The sequence below is a fragment of the Paenibacillus sp. MMO-177 genome, from assembly GCF_037147795.1.
GTDB lineage: Bacteria > Bacillota > Bacilli > Paenibacillales > Paenibacillaceae > Pristimantibacillus.
In genome coordinates, this window is sequence record NZ_JBBCUR010000003.1 from 241938 (window position 1) to 261204 (window position 19267).

At 52.8% G+C, this 19267-nt stretch carries 12 protein-coding genes; 4 read left to right on the forward strand and 8 right to left on the reverse strand.

Annotated features, from left to right (window positions below; translation table 11 throughout):
- Positions 1-8: 8 nt before the first annotated feature.
- From parE to WFK81_RS12210, 4 genes are all read right to left on the reverse strand, one after another.
- On the reverse strand, positions 9-1979 hold the full coding sequence (gene parE, locus WFK81_RS12195; RefSeq protein WP_336786694.1) for a DNA topoisomerase IV subunit B: 1971 nt from the start codon (positions 1977-1979) through the stop codon (positions 9-11).
- Between the two features lie 319 nt (positions 1980-2298).
- A complete protein-coding gene (gene purT / locus WFK81_RS12200) occupies positions 2299-3477 on the reverse strand; it encodes a formate-dependent phosphoribosylglycinamide formyltransferase (RefSeq protein WP_336786695.1) in 1179 nt (392 codons plus the stop codon).
- Between the two features lie 115 nt (positions 3478-3592).
- Positions 3593-5446, reverse strand: coding sequence for an ABC transporter ATP-binding protein (locus tag WFK81_RS12205; protein ID WP_336786696.1), 1854 nt, complete (start codon positions 5444-5446; stop codon positions 3593-3595).
- Entirely contained in the window at positions 5443-7227 is a 1785-nt protein-coding gene (locus WFK81_RS12210) for an ABC transporter ATP-binding protein (protein ID WP_336786697.1), read from the reverse strand. Before WFK81_RS12210 ends, WFK81_RS12205 begins: the two co-directional genes overlap by 4 nt.
- Before the next feature lie 382 nt (positions 7228-7609).
- Here WFK81_RS12210 and WFK81_RS12215 point away from each other — a divergent pair, with 382 nt between their 5' ends.
- Positions 7610-8437 (forward strand): helix-turn-helix transcriptional regulator, encoded by an 828-nt coding sequence (locus WFK81_RS12215; RefSeq protein WP_336786698.1) that lies wholly within the window; start codon positions 7610-7612, stop codon positions 8435-8437.
- Here WFK81_RS12215 and WFK81_RS12220 read toward each other — a convergent pair.
- Positions 8434-9441, reverse strand: coding sequence for a quinone oxidoreductase family protein (locus tag WFK81_RS12220; protein ID WP_336786699.1), 1008 nt, complete (start codon positions 9439-9441; stop codon positions 8434-8436). The genes WFK81_RS12215 and WFK81_RS12220 overlap by 4 nt on opposite strands.
- 203 nt (positions 9442-9644) lie before the next feature.
- Here WFK81_RS12220 and WFK81_RS12225 point away from each other — a divergent pair, with 203 nt between their 5' ends.
- The 3 genes from WFK81_RS12225 to WFK81_RS12235 are packed head-to-tail and all read left to right on the forward strand — an operon-like array spanning position 9645 to position 12114.
- A complete protein-coding gene (locus WFK81_RS12225) occupies positions 9645-10280 on the forward strand; it encodes a TetR family transcriptional regulator (protein ID WP_336786700.1) in 636 nt (211 codons plus the stop codon).
- 20 nt (positions 10281-10300) lie between these two features.
- Positions 10301-11554: an MFS transporter gene (locus tag WFK81_RS12230; RefSeq protein ID WP_336786701.1), complete on the forward strand. Its 1254-nt coding sequence runs from the start codon at positions 10301-10303 to the stop codon at positions 11552-11554.
- 53 nt (positions 11555-11607) lie between these two features.
- Positions 11608-12114 carry a hypothetical protein gene (locus WFK81_RS12235; protein ID WP_336786702.1) on the forward strand — a complete coding sequence of 169 codons (507 nt, stop codon included), beginning with the start codon at positions 11608-11610 and terminating at the stop codon, positions 12112-12114.
- A 296-nt stretch (positions 12115-12410) separates the two neighbouring features.
- Here the strand turns inward: WFK81_RS12235 and WFK81_RS12240 are convergent, their stop codons facing one another.
- From WFK81_RS12240 to WFK81_RS12250, 3 genes are all read right to left on the reverse strand, one after another.
- Positions 12411-14978 carry a rhamnogalacturonan lyase gene (locus WFK81_RS12240; protein WP_336786703.1) on the reverse strand — a complete coding sequence of 856 codons (2568 nt, stop codon included), beginning with the start codon at positions 14976-14978 and terminating at the stop codon, positions 12411-12413.
- A gap of 355 nt (positions 14979-15333) precedes the next feature.
- The gene (locus WFK81_RS12245) at positions 15334-18990 is read right to left on the reverse strand and encodes a dynamin family protein (RefSeq protein ID WP_336786704.1); all 3657 of its coding nucleotides are present in this window, start codon (positions 18988-18990) and stop codon (positions 15334-15336) included.
- Positions 18991-18996: 6 nt separating this feature from the next.
- Complete coding sequence (locus WFK81_RS12250) at positions 18997-19266, reverse strand: NAD/NADP transhydrogenase alpha subunit (protein WP_336786705.1); 270 nt, start codon at positions 19264-19266, stop codon at positions 18997-18999.
- Position 19267: the final 1 nt, after the last annotated feature.

The window sequence follows — 19267 nt, forward strand, 5'->3', positions numbered from 1 at the left end:
GTTACCTCCTATTCTACGTATTCTGTGAAGTCCACGTTCTCGATAATCCAACGCTTGCGAGGGTCGACCTTATCGCCCATAAGCGCGGACACGCGGCGTTCTGCTTTAGCCGCATCCTCGATCTGTACCTGCAGAAGCGTACGCGTCTCCGGATCCATCGTGGTCTCCCACAGCTGATCGGGGTTCATCTCGCCAAGTCCTTTATAGCGCTGAAGCTCAAAGTTCTTGCCGAATTCCTTCAAATAATTTTGCAGCTGGTCATCCGTCCAAGCATACCGGACCGTCTCCAGCTTGCCCGATTTGCGGGTAATTTTGTATAAAGGCGGCTGAGCGATATAGACCCGGCCGGTGTCGATCAACGGCTTCATGTACCGGTAGAAGAACGTAAGCAGCAGCACCTGAATGTGAGCGCCGTCCGTATCCGCGTCGGTCATAATGATAATTTTGTTGTAATTGCATTCATCCGCGTCAAACTCCGGACCAACACCCGCTCCGATCGCGCTTATAATCGCTTTGTATTCTTCATTTTTAAGAATATCCAGCAACTTCGCCTTTTCCGGGTTCATCGGCTTGCCCTTCAGCGGCAGTATAGCCTGATGCTTGGAATCCCGGCCCTGCTTCGCCGAACCGCCCGCTGAATCCCCTTCGACGATAAACAGCTCGTTGCGCGAGAAATCCTTCGACTGCGCCGGCGTCAGCTTGCCGTTCAGATTGGAGCTTTCGCTCTTCTTCTTGCCGCTGCGGATCTCTTCTCGCGCTTTGCGCGCCGCTTCCCTTGCCTTGGAGGCTTGTACCGCCTTCTTCAGCAGCATTTGCGCTACTTGCGGATTCTCTTCCAGGAATACCTGCATTTTGTCGGAGACTACGGCATCCACCGCGCTTCGAGCCGACGCGCTGCCGAGCTGATCCTTCGTCTGGCCGACGAATTCGACCTCGGACATCTTGATGTTGATGACCGACATCATGCCTTCGCGAAGGTCATTGCCTTCGAGATTCTTCTCCTTCTCCTTCAGGAGACCTGCCTTGCGGGCATACTCGTTCATGACCCGCGTATAAGCGGTTTTGAAACCGGTCTCATGCGTACCGCCTCCGCGTGTCGGGATCGAGTTCACGAAGGATGCGATCGTCTCGGTATATCCATCGTTGTACTGAAGGGCAACTTCCACTTCAATCTCGTCTTTCTCCCCAGTGAAATGAACGACATCATGCAGGACGGTCTTGTCGTCGTTCAAATATTGCACGAACTGGCGTGCGCCGCCTTCGTAGTGGAAAATATCCTCTTTGCCGCTGCGGTCATCCTTGATCGTAACTTTAAGGCCCGAGTTTAGGAACGCGATCTCCTGCAGGCGCTCGGCCAATGTATCATAGTTCAGCGAGATGCCGCCCTGGAAGACGCGGGCGTCCGGCTTGAACGTAACCTTGGTGCCCGTCCGGTTCGTGTTTCCCGTAATCTCAAGCCCCGTTATCGGCTCGCCGACATGCTCCTTGCCTTTATCGTCTACCCAGTATTCGAAGCGCATCTTATGTATTTTCCCGTCACGGAAAATTTCCACTTCAAGCCACTCGGACAATGCGTTTGTTACCGAAGCGCCTACGCCGTGCAGACCGCCGGATTTCTTGTAGCCTCCTCCGCCGAACTTGCCTCCTGCGTGCAGGATGGTGAAAACGACCTGCGGCGTCGGAATTCCTGTCTTATGCATCCCTGTCGGAATGCCGCGCCCGTTATCCTGGACGGTAACCGCGCCATTCTTGTGCAGCGTTACGTCGATCGCCGTACAAAATTTCGCTAAATGCTCGTCCACGGCATTATCGACGATTTCCCAGACCAGATGATGCAGGCCGGAGCTGCTCGTGCTGCCAATGTACATGCCCGGCCGCTTTCTGACAGCGGTCAAGCCTTCGAGCACTTGTATATCATCGGCCTCGTAATTCCGTTCCGGGGCCGCTGTTTTTGCGAAAAGATCTACTTGCTCTGCCATGGGTATGCCTCCTAAATTTTGCGAAGCTTCACGTTTCCATATCTTCAAGCTATTTTAATTCAACTTATCCCGATTAGTAAAGATACGAGTATAACGACTGTTATCAAGTTTGTGCCCTTATCAATATCGGTCAGAAGCGCTCGATGGATTAACAGAATAACATAAATTCGCGTCCCACGCTAAATTATTCATGCTCGTTATCGCCAAGTTCCATTCATGATCCAACAAAATACGATTAAAATAACTGCCGCTCAGAGTTCAAAAAAGGAGCGGCTCCTCCTTGTTCTCGCACAAGGGAAGCCGCCGCTAAGATGTCTGATTAATCGTACTGAATGTGGAGAGATTCCGCCGCTTTACGGGCCAAATCGCGTGCCTCGTCCACGCTGCCCGCGGAGCTCAAAGCAACGGCCATCCGGCGGCCGACCTTTGTCTCCGGCTTGCCAAAGACGCGCACCTGCGTATTCGGCAGAGCAAGCGCTTGTTCAACGCCGCCAATACGGAAGGAAAATGATTCCCGGTCGGCCTTCAGCGTATGGGTTGCCCCTGGCGTAAGCAGTCTGATCGTAGGGATCGGGAAGCCAAGAATAGCGCGTACATGCAGAGCGAACTCCGACAGATCCTGCGTCGCCATGGTAACCATGCCCGTATCGTGAGGACGAGGGGATACTTCGCTGAACAGAACGCCGTCCCGGGTAATAAACAGTTCTACCCCGTACAGCCCATAGCCTCCAAGCTCGTCCGTAATGCGGAGTGCAATATCTTCCGCTTGCTTGATTTGCTCCGGAGTCATATGATGAGGCTGCCAGGACTCGATATAGTCTCCATCCTTCTGAACATGGCCGATTGGCGCGCAGAAGCTTGTCCCGGATACCGAACGGATTGTAAGAAGCGTAATTTCGGATTCGAACGTAACAAAGCCTTCCACGATAATCCGCGCTTTTTTCGCACGGCCGCCTTCCATGGCATAATTCCAGCAGCTTTCGATGTCGGCTTCCGTCTTGCAGACGCTTTGCCCTTTGCCCGAAGAGCTCATAATCGGCTTGATCACGCAAGGCAGACCTATTTCTTTGACAGCAGCTTTAAGCTCGTCAAGCGAATCCGCGAACCGATAAGGAGCCGTTGGCAGGCCAAGCGTCTCTGCCGCCAGACGGCGAATGCCCTCGCGGTCCATCGTCAGACGAGCCGCGCGCGCCGTCGGAATGACATTAAAGCCTTCTTGCTCAAGCTCCAGCAAGGTCTCGGTAGCAATCGCTTCAATCTCCGGAACGATAAAATCCGGCTTCTCGTCCTCGATAATACGTCTAATTGCGGCACCGTCAAGCATATCCGTAACATGGCAACGATGGGCAACCTGCATCGCCGGCGCGTTCGCATAGCGGTCAACCGCGATAGTCTCTACGCCAAGGCGCTGCGCCTCCAGCGCAACCTCCTTGCCAAGCTCGCCCGAGCCGAGCAGAAGAAGCTTGCGTGCATTCGTTGTCAATGGTGATCCATACATAATAAAAAAGAACCTCCCGGAAGAACCCAGCGTCGAGCGAACGGAATATCCTTGTATTCCTCGAAGTCTGGTTTATTTTCTTCCATTGTGGAGGTTCTTTAACTAAAAATCAATACTATGCCGACAAGAATCGATATTGGGCCTCGATAAGTCCGTTATAAACGCCATTTTTCTTGATAAGAGCTTCGTGATTGCCCTGCTCTACGATCCGGCCATGGTCCAGAACGATAATTTCGTCCGCATTGCGGATCGTTGACAGACGGTGGGCGATCATAAACGACGTGCGTCCCTTCAGCAGCGTCTTAAGCGCCTCCTGGATCTTCAGCTCCGTCTCGGTATCGATGCTTGCGGTCGCTTCGTCCAGAATAAGCACGCGCGGATCGGCCAGCAAAGCGCGGGCGAAGGAAAGCAGCTGGCGCTGCCCCATCGACAGAACGTTCCCGCGCTCCTCGACTTCCGTATCGTAGCCGTCGGGCAGCGACATGATGAAATCATGCGCGTTCACGGCTTTGGCGGCCTCTACAATCTCATTGTCCGTTGCATCCAAGCGGCCGTAACGGATATTGTCTCGGATAGTGCCCGAGAAGATAAAGGTATCCTGCATAACCAGACCTACTTGGGAACGCAGGCTGTCGAGCGTAATGTTGCGAATGTCTTGACCGTCAATCCGGACAACGCCGGAAACCGGATCATAGAAACGGCAGAGCAAGTTAATAATCGTGCTTTTGCCGGAGCCGGTATGGCCAACAAGCGCAATGGACTGTCCTGCTTTTACATTTATGCTGATGCCATGCAGCGCAGGGCGTCCTTTCTCGTATTCGAATACGATATTGTCGAAATGCACGTCGCCCCGGATGCTGGGAAGCGGCTTCGCGTATTCCAGCTCGCCAACCGTAGGCTCTTCGTCGATAAACTCGAAGATTCGCTCGGACGAAGCCATCGCGACAAGCAGCTGGTTATATACCTGGCCGAGACGGTTAATCGGATCCCAAAAGTTGCCGACATAGTTGGCAAAGCCGACGAGCAGACCAACGGTAATCTCCTGATGCTCAATCAGATACGCGCCGTACCAGAACAAAATAAACGTGCCGATTGCCGAGGTCACTTCAATAACCGGGCCAAACGTCTGGTTAAGCGCCGAAGCCTTATTCCATGCTTTTACGTTGACCGCATTCATGTTATCGAAGAAACGCATGTTTTCTTTTTCCTGAACGTAGGCCTGCGTAATCTTCATTCCTTGAATGCTTTCGTTCAAGTGGGAGTTGATCCGCGACTGCTTCTTGCGCACGTCCTGCCAGGCGAAGCGGATCCGTTTGCGGAGCGCGGAGGAGACAAGGAACATAATCGGAACCGTAATCATGACCGCAAGGCCAAGCTTGAAGTTCCAGATCAGAAGAATGATCACGATACCCGCAAGCTGCACGCAGTCCATCAGCGAGTTGACGACGCCGTTCGTGAACAAATCCTGCAGGGCGTTAACGTCGTTGGTTACCCGCACAAGCACGGAGCCCGCGGGACGCTTGTCGTAGAAACGGAACGAAAGCTTCTGAATATGCTGGAATAGGTGATGGCGGAGGTCGTAGATAACCTTCTGGCCGATAATGTTCGTATACTTGATCCGATACTGGTTGGAAGCCCACTGGATAATGAAAAGAGCCACCATAATGCCTGCAACCAGATAAAGCTTGCCGTAGCTCGTTTGACCATTTTCCGGCTGAATAGCCTGGTCTATCGCCACAATGGTTAAGGCCGGAATGGTGAGCCTCGTAACCGTGCCGACGATCATGGCGACGATAACCGGAATCAGCTGGCGCGTATACGGTTTCATGTAGATGAACAAGCGACGCATCTGCGCCCAGTTAAACGGTTTTTCGATCGCGTCGTCATCCTGGTAAATAAACCGTTCCTTCTTGCCGTTCTCGCTTGCATTCTTGATTCTATCCTTCAGTTCCTTATTCGAACTGCTCATTGAACAACGCTCCTTTTCCGCTCCTGTACCGAAAAATCGAGGTTCGCTAGCGGCCGATCGGCATATTGAATATTATAGGTTTCGCGGTATGGACCGTGCTGGGCAACCAGCTCGTCATGCGTACCGCGCTGCACGATATGTCCTTTGTCCAATACGATAATTTCGTCCGCATGGCGAAGCGAGGAAATCCGGTGCGCAATGATAAACGTAGTCCGTCCGGCCATCAGCTCTTTAAAGCCGGCCTGGATCTCGTGTTCCGTCTCCATATCGACGGCGCTGGTCGCATCGTCGAGAATAAGAATGCGGGGATTGCGGATCAACGCGCGTGCGATGGCAATACGCTGCTTCTGACCGCCGGATAAGCCCATCCCTCTCTCGCCTACGATCGTTTCATAACCAAGCGGCAGCTCCATAATGAAATCATGCGCTTTCGCAAGCTTGGCTGCGCGGATAATCTGTTCGTCCGTTACATTTTTCTCCCCATAGGCAATGTTGGTGCGGATCGAAGCCGAGAACAGGAAGGTCTCCTGGAATACCGGCGCGATCTGGCTGCGCAGGCTTTGGACATCCAGATTCTGAATGTCGATGCCGTCGAGGGTAATCCGGCCCGTTTTTACGTTATAAGCCCTCATCAGAAGTTGAATAATGGTGGATTTACCCGAGCCCGTTGCCCCAAGCAAACCAACAACCTTGCCCGCCGGCGCGTCAATGCTTATGGTCGTAACCGCAGGCGTTTTGTCCGGATAATTAAACGTCACGTTCTCAAAGCGGACATGGCCTCTAACGACTTCCTTATCCACTTCAACGGCGTTTTCGATGCTTTGGACATGGACATGGGTATTCAGCAGCTCCATAATCCGTTCGCCGGAGGCTTTGGACTGGGTATAGTTATTGATATGGAAGCCGATCCCCCACATCGGACCGATGATGTACCAGATCAAGCTGAAGAAGGCAACCAGCTCGCCAAGCGTCAAGGAACCGCGGATTACCATCGTGCCGCCTGCCAAGAGCAGGATAACGACGCTTAAGTTGGCGAGAAGCTCCATCGAAGGGAAAAACTTCGCCCAGATCGAGGAAGCGCCAATCTGGTTCGACTGGTATTGCTCGTTGCGCTTCGAGAATTTATCTACTTCATGAGGCTCGCGGGCAAAGGATTTGACCGTCCGCACGCCCGTAATATTTTCCTGAACCGCCGTTGTCAGATTGCTCATCGCTTTGCGCATTTCGCGGAAGGCCGGATGAATCCGGTTCTCGAAGCGGATCGCTGTAATCGCGAGGAACGGGATCGTGACCAGCGTGATCAATGTCAGCTTCCAGTCAATCGACAGCATCATCGCTCCGCCGAACAGAATCATCAGCGCCACGTTCAGAATCTGGGCAAAGCCAAAGCCGATAAACTGGCGAATGGCTTCAAGATCGGCCGTTAGCCTGGACATCAAATCGCCGGTTTTCGCTTTATCGTAATATTGGAATGAAAGCGTTTGAAGTTTGTCGTAACAGGCGTTGCGCATGCGGAAGACTACCCGGTTGCCGAGCCTGCCTCCAAAAAATCCGTGCAAGAACTGCATGAAGCCCTTTAAGGTAACGACCCCTACGACGGAAAGAGCTAGCATCGGCACTTTGTCAAAGTCTTTCGGCTTGATAACATCGTCAATCAAGTAACGCAGCAAATTCGGGTACACCAGGCCAAGCGCGGTCGCAAACATCAAACAAATAATGGATGACAGCAAGTACCTTCGCTCAACCCAATAAAACCGTTTCAATTGCCTAAAGACGTCCAAGTAAATCCATCTCCCCGTTCTTTATTTGTAAGTATAATTATGCAATGAATATTAGCAGTAACGGCGAGACCCGCGCAAACAGTAGATAATCACGTATATTTAGCTGAAACAGCCGATTGTGGCGAATCGGGAAACATTAACGGGGTATCCTCCTAAATAATCCATAATCATCCCAGATGTGTGGCAATTCCTCCATTTTTGCACAGAAGCACACAGAGATATGTAAATGAGCCTGGGAAAGTTTTTTTAAAAAAATAAGAAGCGCCCTTCCATAAGGAAAGGACGCTTCTTCGTAGGAGTCAACAGGACAATGACCAGCTCTTGTTCCATCATCATCCCCGAGTATAATGAGGGGTATAAAGGAACGAGGAGGAGCATGCCAATGGATAAGCAAAAAGCCGTCCTGCTCGGACAATTTCTGAAATCGCGAAGGGAGAAAATGAATCCTTCCGAAGCCGGTCTTCCTTCGGGTTACGGCAAACGAAGAACGCCCGGTCTCCGCCGCGAAGAGGTCGCCCAACTTGCCCATGTCAGCACCACCTGGTATACCTGGCTCGAGCAAGGGCGGGCATCCACCCCGTCGAGACAAGTGCTGGACAGTGTCGCCCAGGCACTAAAGCTAAGCGCGAACGAGCATCTGCATATGCTTCACCTGGCGAACCTGGAGCTTCCGAATGCTGCACCAGCTATAAAACAGCTGTCTCCGGATATCGAAAAGCTTATCGATCAGCTCCCTTACCCTGCTTTCGTTGCAACTGAACGTACGGAGGTTCTGTGCTGGAACAATGCCGCTTGCCGGATCATTTTCGACTTTCCTTCGGTTTCCGCGGAAGACCGCTGCATGGCCTGGCTGACGTTCACGGATAACAACTTGCGCCATTCGATACCGGATTGGGAGGAATACGCCCAATATACGGCCGGCGTGCTTCGCGGACGCTACGAAAAAAATTTAAACGACCTTTCCTTCCGCAAGTTGATTGATCGGCTGACGGCGGCAAGTCCGGAATTTCTCGAACTATGGTCAACCCACGACATTATGGATAAGACAATCAAGACCATTCGTCTTCTTCATCCGGAGGCAGGACTGCTCACCTTCAATATCAATACCTTCTCCCATATCAACGGGGACAGCAGCACGCATTGCTGCGTGTACATGCCGAAGGAAGGAACCGGTACGCAAGAAAAAATGCTGCTGCTGCTTGACAGCTAGCGATCCGATTGCCGGGATCCCACTTCCAATACCAACTTGCCCGTAGATTTTCTATCCTCGATTTGTCTATGGGCTTCTCCGGCTTCATGAAGCGGCATAATGCCTGTTACATCTACTTTTACCTTTCCGCTCGCCACCAGGGCCAAGGCTTTCCGTGCGGATTCGGCCACCAGCTGCGGTGCCGTCATACTCAACAGCTGCAGATTAAAGCCGGATACCGTTTTACTGGTAAACCATAATTCATTGATGGATTGCTTCACGTCTTTTGCATCGCTGGCATTCCCCATCGCGACTAATCTTCCGAGTGGCTTAAGCAGTCGCATCGACGCTTCCCTCATCAATCCGCCAACCGGGTCAACCACAACGTCCACACCCTGTGCGCCCGTCCTCTCTGATACCAGCTTCTCGAAATCCTCCCGAAGATAGACCTCGTCATAACCTAAGCCTTTCGCATAATCCACTTTATCGGGACTTCCGACCGTTCCTATAACTAGTCCGGCCCCAAGCGCCTTCGCGACCTGCCCGATCGCGCTGCCTACGCCTCCCGCAGCCGCGTGGACCAGCACCGTCTCTCCATGGTGCATGCGGGACACCTGCGAAACAATCATGTACGCAGTCGTTACATTCGACGGGAAAGCTGCCGCGCTCTCCATGCTGACTTGGCTTCCCGCTTCATCAAGCGGGAATACCAGCTCTGCCGGCACTTTGACAACTTCCGCGTAACCGCCGCCGCCAACAATCGTTAAGGCTGCAACGCGTTGGCCGGGACTAAGCCCCGTTACCTTCTCCCCAACCTCCCGAATCGTACCGGAAACTTCGATGCCAGGTACGAAAGGAAGAGGCAAATTCGGCACGCCGCCTTTCCGGAACAACACCTCCGCATAGTTAACTCCGGCATAAGCAACATCTATCGTAACTTCTGCAGGTCCCGGTGCGGGAACCTCCAAACGGGTCACGGTCAATACTTTGGCATCACCAAACTGTGGAATCATCATTGCACGCATATCAAGCGCCTCCTTGTTCTTGTAAGTTCTATCCCATTATGAGAAAAACAAAGGGAGGCAGCCAGTTGGCGGTTATACAGGTACCCGGAGTAACAGGCAATAGAGAGAAAAAAACGGAAATCATGGATCATCACGATTGAAAAATGAACCGCGTGTCATTATAATAAAAATGACACACGGTTCATTTTTATTGGAAGGTTGGTATGAAGGAAATGTCTCCTAAAATTTCAAACGATCAAAAGGAACAACGCAGGCTTCAAATTCTCGAAGCCGCAAAACAAGTGTTTACGGTAAAAGGTTATGGTGCGGCAACGTTAAAGGACATTGTCATCGAGACGGGCATGAGTCGAGGGTGGATTTACTTATATTTTCAAACCAAAGAAGAGATTTTTGAAGCTTTAATGGATCATCAAGACGAGGAATACGACAAGCAGCTAGTGGAAGCTCTAGCCATGAACCCCCGCATCTGGCCAATCATCAACAATCAGATTAATCAGTTGAAAGAAGAGCTGTGTTTACCCGGAAACGAAAGCTTGCTTCCCGCCTTCTATGAATATTTCCTTACCGGCTGGAGGGACAAGGAAATAAGAGCATTGCTGCTTCAACGTTACGAAAATGGAATAAATCGTTTATCGGGCCTACTTCAGATTGGCATTGACAAAGGTGAATTTAATCCGGCAAAGCCGGTAACGGACATCGCCAGAATGATCTCCTCCTATCAGGAAGGCATCATTACCCTTACCTTTGCCGTTGGCGCTGAAATGGCGCGCACAACCGTTCAGCTTGAGGAGATGAGCCAATACTTTTATCGTTTATTAAACCCGTCCCTTGACGGATAAAACCAATAGGAGGGTGAGCCGTGATCACATTGTTTCGCAATCCCGCGTTTAACAAGCTATTTATGGCTTCTATCGCTTCTCAGCTTGGAACGGTCATCGGCAATATGGCATTCGCTTATTATCTGGTTGACAGATTCGCTTCCCGACCTTCGCTCGCCTCAACGGCTGAGCTTATGTATTCGGTCCCGACTCTCGCCGTATTCTGGATTGTCGGAGTTGTCGCCGACCGCTTCGACCGAAAGTTCATAGCGGCTTACAGTGACTGGATCCGTACTATGCTTACATTCGTCCTGCTTGTCTGCGTTCATTCCGATTGGCTCTTTCTTTGTTTCCTGGTATTGTTCCTTCGCAGCGCAATAGCCCGATTTTTCGGTCCTGCCGAGATGGGACTCGTGCAAGGATGTCTCGCGCAAGAACAATATGTTCAAGCAGCGGGATTAAACCAGATCGTTAGCGCTTTGTTCATGTTGTTTGGTTTAAGCCTTGGCGCGGCAGCCTATCACTGGCTCGGGATTGAAGGTGCCATTCTAATCGATGCGATCAGCTTTATTGTCTCAGGCCTGCTTATAGCTTGGGGACGATATCCGGAAGCTTCCCGATTTCCTAACGGGAAAAGCCGGGTGCGCGACATTAGTACTTCACTTATATGGAAAGATTTCGCGCAAGGAATTCAATATATCTATCGCGACAAACTGCTGTTGAACCTGATACACGGCTTCTTCTTTTTCGGGATCGTGAATGGCGTGTTTGCCGTTCTTCCGATTTTCGTCATGAAATATAAACTAAGTCCGGAAAATTATTTGCTTTATTCTTCCCTCATTATGATTTTTCTCGGCATCGGATTCTTGATCGGAAGCATGATTGCACCTGTCCTCATAAAAAAATCCTCAAAAACCAATGTCATGATAGCCGGTTTTTTCCTCGCCAGCCTTCTTGCGTTTACAATTGGCTCGATATCGTCAATCTACGCGTATCTTGGCCTCATTCTTCTGACCGGGGTTATTCTAGCACCGGCTAATATCGTCATCGGCGGATGGATGCCCGAGCTTGTTGCGCCGCAATTCATGGGGAAAGTCAATGCTTTGACCGATCCTGTTATGATGCTGGGCCATTCATTGGCTCTTGGCTTTGTAGCCTTGGCGTTTCCTACCTGGATCTCCATCGCCTGGCTGCATTACATCCTCGCCATCTGCATGCTTGGCGTAAGCATTTATTACTTTGTCGTGCTGCCTCCTCTAGTCAGAAATCAAGCAAAGACTACGCAAACGGCATAAACAAGCGCAACCATTCCTCCTCTTTTTGCGTTATCTTTGCAAGGGGGGAGAACATGATCCGTATTCTTATTATCCTAAGCGTTGCTTTTGCGTTTCTCGCGGGATGCAGCAAGGAGTCGCAGAAGATTCAGATGCCCGAGGATATGCCGGAGGACTTCCGATTCTCCGTCAGCTTTGGTTACGGGGAAGTCAATAAAAACGAAATCAACACGTATAACGGCACCGTTACAAAAGATCTCATCACGAAGGGGACGGCTACGGCCGCTTTGTCTTTCAGCAAGGAGGAGTTGCAGTCGATTTACGGCAAAATGAAAGACATCGGCATCCTGGACGAGAAACAGTTTCCGCAGAAGGGTAACTGTTCTCAGACGCCAAGCAGCACCGACAGCTGGAAAATTACCGTTAGCGGCGAGACGAAGACCTTGTCATGGACAAATGAGTACTGCGACATGACTATAGATGCGAAGGATTTACTCGAGCTAAGGAGTTATATCCAGCAGATTGTGGAAGAAAAAGACGCTTATAAAGCCTTGCCCGCTGCCGAAGGCGGATATGATTAAACGGGGCATCCCATAAGTCATCAACATGACAAATGGGATAGCCCCTGTTATTTGTCGATCAGCCTGCAAAAGTACAGGTTATTTAATCTTATAACTGTTTCTCCAACTTAACTAATGCAAAAGTGCAGGTAAATCACCATAATTTCGGCATTTAACGTGCAACTTGCGATATTTACCTGCACTTTCGCATGAAGATTAACTTTCTATTCCCTCATTCGCGTTTTTAACTGTAGTTTAGCATTCGAATGAGCTTAAGCGGATCCTTTCACCGTGACCTTGCAAATTTCCTATTCCGATTATTTAGTCCATTGCGAGAGCAGCAGCTGGGCTTGAGAGGTCAGATTTTTGACGGCCGCATCCGATACTTGACCTATACCGGAACGCTTCTCCAGCTGTGACAGGAATTTGCCGGCAAAATCAGCGGCTTTGTCCTTGTCTCCCTTCTCGTATTGATGCTGTGCTTGCTTCAGGGAATTGGTCAGCTGGCTGACAATTGCCCCTTTTACGCTGCCGTCCGCGATATAGCCGTCCAGCTTATTTTGCAGGCTGCTTAAGAGACCCGGAAGCGATGCGTTCGGAACCGGTACGTTGTTAAAGTTCGTGTCCGATGCAAAATAGAAACTTGTATACGAAGGCTGGTTGTATGCCGTATTCTGACGGGCAACCTCGGCTCTGTACTGCGGATCATGCATCAAAGTATACAGCTTCCGGTCGGTCAGCTCCGTACTCATATAAATCCGGATGGCGCTGCTGTCCGTTGTACGTACAAGCAGCTCCTCTCGCCAGTCGCCAAAAATATCGGCCACAAGCGAAGGATTGCCCTTCGTATAGTTGTTGGTCAAGGTTCCGGTTGCCGTAAGCAGTCTCCCCCGCTTCCAGTCATCAATGGTTGGCGTTGCGTCGATTGCGCCATTCACGATTTGCGTCGTCATATCCCCCGCCCATTTGATGCTCATATTCGTTCCCGGCGCCGTATTCCCCAGCTTCTGACCGTCAGCGCTCCAGAGACCAACTGCCCACGTTTCCAGACCGGGTCTTGCTGGATCCACATCCCCAATCATGCCGCGTCCCGTATCCTTGCCGGTATATCCGCCATACAACACTTCCCCAGTCTTTGCATCGCGCAGCGAATAACCGTATGGAGCATAAGCTCCCCCCTCATGAACCATAAAGATTTCAAGGCCCGGACGGTTCGGATCGATGTCCGTCACATGCAAAGCATCACCGTGGCCAAGTCTTGCTACCGCGCCGGGCGTTGCGCTTTGAGGAGGCATCACATCCATCGAGCTGTAGAGCAGACTGCCGTCATGGTCAATCGTTGCGGAGCCGTAAACAATCTCCTGCTTGCCGTCGCCGTCTACGTCCGCCGCGCTTAGCGAGTGCGCGCCTTGGGTAGTAAGCGTACCAAACTCCGGATCCGTGCCGTCCCGGCCATGCGGCCCGTCATTAAACGGGTTCGTCATCGGCGTCCAGCCGCTGTCCACGTACCAGTTCTCCTTCAGATGATGGCCATCCCAACCATAAGAGACGAGAGTTGATCTTGTGTAATAACCTCTCGCAAAAACGGCATACGGATTTTGACCGTCCAGATAAGCAACTCCGGCAAGGAACCGGTCTACCCGGTTAGCCGGCTCGATCCGGCTCATCGCATAGTCGCCCCACAACAATCCGTCATCCTCCCGAGGCGTCTTGAACGGAATGGTCTCCAGCTCTTTGCCGGTCTCTCCCTCGAATACGGTTAAGTACTCCGGCCCGTCCACAATAAAGCCCTCGAATTCGCGCAGCTTGTTGTTTACGCTCCGGCTTGGCGCGTAGACGTCCATGAAATAATCCGTCAGGCTGCGCGCATCCTCAAGCGACAGCGGATAGCTGTATTTCGGCGCAATGCCGAAAGCTTCCTCCAGCGTCTTGGGCCAGCTGCCGTTCTTCACCTCTTCCCGGTCGCTCCAGCCCATAAACATGTTCACCACATGATCGTAATAGCCTTGCGCGCTGAGGCGGTAATCGTCTTCATTGCTGTAGCCGGCATCCAGATCCGATTTTGGCATGGTAATATATTTTTCCGATTCGACCTTGCCGTCTGCACCGTATTTCAGCACTTTAGTACCCGGGGCGGTCTTGAACATCATCTCCGACTTGCCGTCCCCGTCAAAATCGTAAACCAGGAATTGCGTGTAATGCGCTCCGGAACGAATGTTAACGCCAAGATCAACCCGGTACAGCAGCTTGCCTTCGAACGTATAACAATCGATATAAGTTTTGCCCGTATAGCCCCGTTGCGAGACATCCTTGGAATTGGAAGGCTCCCATTTGACGAAAAATTCGTAACGACCGTCGCCGTCTACGTCTCCCACGCTCATATCGTTGGCGGAATACGTGTAAGCCTCGCCTTTTGGCGTAACCGCATCCGCGGGCTTGTTCAGCTTCAAGTCATAATAAGCCTGCGCCCATGGCTGAACGGCAGCGCTCTGATCGGTTTCTTTCCCGCCGGTTACCGCCGACACGTAATATTTCGAAGATGATGTTCCCGACCGATCCAGATAATTGGTGCTGTCCGTAACGGTAGCAATCTTAACCCCTTCCCGGTAGACGTTAAATGCCGGTCCCTTTAAACCTTTTTCCGTGCTGCCCGTTACCTCGTAGGATAAGAGCCTCCAGCTGATAAACACGCCTTCAGAGGTTGTAGCTGCCGCAAGTCCCCGGTCCAAATATTCTAATTGCACGCGCCCTATGCCCCCTTGTTGGCTTACAGTACCTTGATCCGCAGGAGCTGCCCATGCAGAACCCGTCGTCGTAAGAGATAAGGCGAGAACGCCGGCCATCATTGTACGAATTGTTTTCCCGCTAGTTGCACGCTTTGCCATTTACTCGTTCCTCCCGAAGAAAAATAGATTTGGATGCGCTTACAAAAGCAGTTGCCAGGATTACCCTCCTTTCTTCCTATACCAGATAAATATTGGAAAATCACCCCTTCATTATAGTTGCGGTGCAAACATTTCCCATCTAAAAAACAGTGTATTTCTCCCAAAAAACCGACTTTGTGGGCGACAACTTTAACTAACCTAGCCACGATCATCCCGGTACCCTGCATCCTGAGGATCGCTTTCCGAAGATCTAGTCCGTAGGATTCATAGCGCTGGTCCACCCTTAGTCGTAAAAAAAGCCCGCAACGGCTCATAAAGCCGTTGCGGGCATAAATGCGATAAATGCAATAATCGTTTAAGCCTCAGCCGAGGATTGAAGCTCCGCAATCTGCTGATGCAGTCTTCCAAGCTGCTCGGTATCCGCTTCGTCGGACAAGGAGGTCTGCATACCTTGCACATAACGGGATAAATCGTCTGCAAGGGCAGCGCCAGTCTCTTCCGCACATTGTCTCCACAGGCCGGTATACAGGCCGGACCAGCTGTCGATATGCTCATTCATCCACGCTTGCAAGGCCGGAGAGATAGCCTCCTCCAGCTCTTTGCGGAGAGCGGCCTTCCCTTCACCCTCGAAAAATTGGCGGGGGGATTTGAAGCGGCTCCACAGCCATTTGGCATCCACGCCGGACATTTTCCATTCTACTACGGCGTCCGGGGTAGGAAGATCCTTCGCCGCATAAGCTGCGCTGCTGTAACCGGCAATCAGCGATTCCAGCTGCTCGGTCAGATTCGCGTACAGCTTCTTGAGCAGGCTGTTCACCTTGCGGTCCATCCGCAGCGTTGTCGCCTGAAGCTCCTGGGACAGCTCGGTCTGCACCTGACGCTGAAGCTCCAGCCATGCGGTCCAGATCATTTTGCGCAGATCGCGGCCGTCATCCTGCAGCGTGGAAGGGTTAAACGCGTAATTGTAAAATTCTCCGAAGCGAAGCTGAATCCGCTGCACCACGTAATACAGCAGCTCATTCAGCTCTTGAAGCATTTGCGCCGGAGGATCGTTTTCCTGGAAGGTCCGGATCGAGGCATTCGCTTCAACCTGCAGCTTGCCCAGGCGTTCGCTTTCCGCCAGTCGGGAGGCAGCATCGCCCGCGGCGCTCTTCAGCCAGCCTGCCACCGTGGAAGCGGCTCTTGCAATCTCCTGCTCTGCCGCATCAATAGCCAGCTTGCCGAGATCATTCTGCACAAAGCCAAGGAACGACTGTTCAAAGGCACCAATGCCAGACTGCGAGAGCAGCTCCATATTGCCGTCCATCTTGGCATCCAGGCCTTGCAGACTGGATACCGGGAACAAGCGCGGGTTCCGGATGCCATGCTGAAGCAGGTTGGTCTCGACGTGGCTAAGCACGCCCTCAAGCTCTTCATCATCGGCTGCCAGATCGGCTGCGTTAACCAAGAAGAACATTTTATCAAGCTCGAATTGATCCTTCACGCGTCCAAGCTGCATCAGGAACTGACGGTCCGCTTGCGAAAAGGCATGGTTATAGTAAGTAACGAACAGTACGGCGTCCGCGTTCTTGATGTAATTGAAGGCTACGCCCGTATGCCGGGCATTTACGGAGTCTGCCCCCGGCGTATCCACAAGCACGATCCCTTGGCGCGTCAGCGGGCAATCGTAATGAAGCTCGATTTCGCTGACGAAGCAGGAACGGGACTCCTCGGCAACAAACTTCTCGTATTCGTCCTGCGAGACCGAAATTTGGGTGCCAAGCAGCGCTTCATGCGCTTCCCAGCCTTTGCGGGCTGCGCGAAGGAAGCTGTAATGCGGACGTCCGCCGGCATGGATGACATCCGGGGTCAGCATATCAATGGCAAGCATAATAGCCGATGCGTTAGGCAAAGCCGATTCGGAAGCGTCCTCGCCAAGCAGCGCCAGCGAGTAGCGCAGATCTTCGATAATGGCGTCATGGGACTTCATGACGACAAGGGCCGTGCCATGCTCGTGCTCGGCCGTTGGCGGCACGAGACGGTTGATCGCTGCGGTTGTCGGGTTCGGCGACACCGGCAGCACGGGCTCGCCAAGCAGCGCGTTTGCGAGCGAGGATTTGCCCGCGCTGAAGGCTCCGAACAGCGCGATGGTGAACCGGCTGTCCCGCAGCCGGTTCGCTTTGTCGCGCATAGCGTCCGCGCTGGCGGTCAGCGGCGCGTAAGGCGCGAGCAGCGCAGCCGCGCGCGTAAGGCGCGCCGCGGCGCTATGCTGCTGCGCGAGCGCTGCGCCGCCGGCCAATGCGGCGCCTGCCTGCGGCGCCGCTGCGCGCGCGGCCATACGCGGCTGCGCTGGCGCGCCGGCGCTTGCGGCGCTGCCGCTTGCCGCTGGCGCAGCCGCGTGCGCGGCGCGTGGCGCCGGCAGCGCCGGGCGCGGCGCGCGCGGCGGCAGCGCGGCGGCAAGCTGCGCCGCATGCGCGGACGCGCGCTGCGCCAGCGCTGCGAACTGCGCGAGCGCGCCGGCCTGCTCGCCAAGCGCCGCTAGCTGCGCGGCAACCTCATCCGCTGCGGCTGTGCTCGCGGCGGCAACATGCTGCGCAAGCACGTCGATAATATCGAACGCGTGCTTGCGGTAGATGAGCTTCACTTCCGCGGCAAGCTCGCGGCTGTAGACCATCGTATATTCATTGCCGAAGGTTGCCCCGGTATTTACTTTCTCGATAAGCCAGTTCGGCTCAGGCTGCCAGGACAAGCCGGAGATCAACTCCTGCTCCATCCGGTCAGCCGGATAGCCTGCCTTCTCCGCCGCACGGCGAAGCAGATCCTTCACATGCCAATCAATGGCGGCATTCACCTGGGAAGCAAATTCCGTCCGGAACGTCTCCAGTCTCCGTTCCTGCTCAGCTGCCGTTTTCGCCCCGGCAAACAGCAGGCCCGTCTTGAAGCCGGGCTTCCGGCTTTCCAGGAAAACATGCGCTTTGTCCCGCAAGGGCGCCGGAGTAATGATCGCATTATCCAGAAGCGATTGGACGCTGCGGCGGAGCTCAACGCGCAGGCGCTCCGGCTCTTCGGCAAGCCTGTTCTTCTCGGCTTCAAGCTGAGCCATCTCCGCCTTCACCTTGGCTGCCGCTTCCTCGCCGCCAGCTTCGGCAATAAGGCGTTCACGCTCCGGTTCATCCCGCAGGTCCCACCATTTCTTGTGCTCGGCCACCAGATGATGCAGCGAAGCATCTACGCTGTAAGCCGCAAGAGGTACTCTCTCCGCAGCCAGCTGGGATAGCAAAAGCTCGAGCTGCTCCCATTCCTGATGAGGATGATCCGGCTGCCGCAACGACAAATAAACGATTCCCGCCGGCTCCAGATGCCAAGCTTGAAACGCTTCTTCCACACTCTTCCGGTACTGCTCGAACGACAATTCACGGTCACGGTGCTTATCAATCTGATTTACGATAAAGTATAAGGGCTTGCCCCAGTCCTTCAATTGCTTCGCGAACGCAAAGTTAATCTCGGATTGGACATGGTTATAATCCATGACATAAAAGACGACATCCGCCAAATGAAGAGCGGATTCGGTCGACATTCTGTGAGCGTCATCCGTGGAATCGATACCCGGAGTATCAAGAAGAACCGTATGATCGCCAAGACGATCGGTAGGATAATAAATCGAGACGGATTCAATGTTCTCTCCGTCTTTGCAATACGCGTCCAGCTGCTCGAGCGGAATATCCACGCTGACGCGTTCTCCGTTCTTTACGCTTACGACGCTTGCCTTTGCCGTCTCGCCGCCTCGGATGGCTACGACGTTTGCGCTCGTAGGAATCGGGCTGGACGGAAGCAGCTGTGCTCCGCATAATCGGTTGACCAGAGTTGATTTGCCGGCTGAAAAATGTCCGCAAAATGCAACAGTAAGCCGGCCTTCGGCCAGCTTACTGTTCAACTCCAGTACTTGCTTTGCGTGTAGACTGTCGCCGGCCGACTGCATTTCCGCAGCGGCATGGGACAGTGCCTCTGTCATGCTTCGTACTGTCGTTTCCATCATGGTCTATACAGCTTCCTCTTCCCCAGGCAGGCAGATTTCAAATACGTTGCCGTGCTGCAAAATCATAATGTTGCGCTCTTTTTCCTTCATCACAACAACTTCAGGCTTTTGGCGCATACGCTCGATGTACTGATCCGGCACATCGCCGGAGCCGCTTACGGTAACGCCTTCTACCAGAATATCCTCGTTTTCTTGCGGAGGTGCTTCGAGAACCTGCTCAAAAATATCGGAGAACAGCTCAAAATTGTTTGTATACACGGAAATGCATTTCATT

Excerpts from the sequence above, each read along its gene's own strand:
- WFK81_RS12225 (WP_336786700.1), top strand. The coding sequence starts at position 9,645 with ATGAAGGAAATGTCTCCTAAAATTTCAAACGATCAAAAGGAACAACGC.
- parE (WP_336786694.1), bottom strand. The coding sequence starts at position 1,979 with ATGGCAGAGCAAGTAGATCTTTTCGCAAAAACAGCGGCCCCGGAACGG.
- WFK81_RS12240 (WP_336786703.1), bottom strand. The coding sequence starts at position 14,978 with ATGGCAAAGCGTGCAACTAGCGGGAAAACAATTCGTACAATGATGGCC.
- purT (WP_336786695.1), bottom strand. The coding sequence starts at position 3,477 with ATGTATGGATCACCATTGACAACGAATGCACGCAAGCTTCTTCTGCTC.
- WFK81_RS12245 (WP_336786704.1), bottom strand. The coding sequence starts at position 18,990 with ATGGAAACGACAGTACGAAGCATGACAGAGGCACTGTCCCATGCCGCT.
- WFK81_RS12250 (WP_336786705.1), bottom strand. The coding sequence starts at position 19,266 with ATGAAATGCATTTCCGTGTATACAAACAATTTTGAGCTGTTCTCCGAT.
- WFK81_RS12235 (WP_336786702.1), top strand. The coding sequence starts at position 11,608 with ATGATCCGTATTCTTATTATCCTAAGCGTTGCTTTTGCGTTTCTCGCG.
- WFK81_RS12215 (WP_336786698.1), top strand. The coding sequence starts at position 7,610 with ATGGATAAGCAAAAAGCCGTCCTGCTCGGACAATTTCTGAAATCGCGA.
- WFK81_RS12220 (WP_336786699.1), bottom strand. The coding sequence starts at position 9,441 with ATGCGTGCAATGATGATTCCACAGTTTGGTGATGCCAAAGTATTGACC.
- WFK81_RS12205 (WP_336786696.1), bottom strand. The coding sequence starts at position 5,446 with ATGAGCAGTTCGAATAAGGAACTGAAGGATAGAATCAAGAATGCAAGC.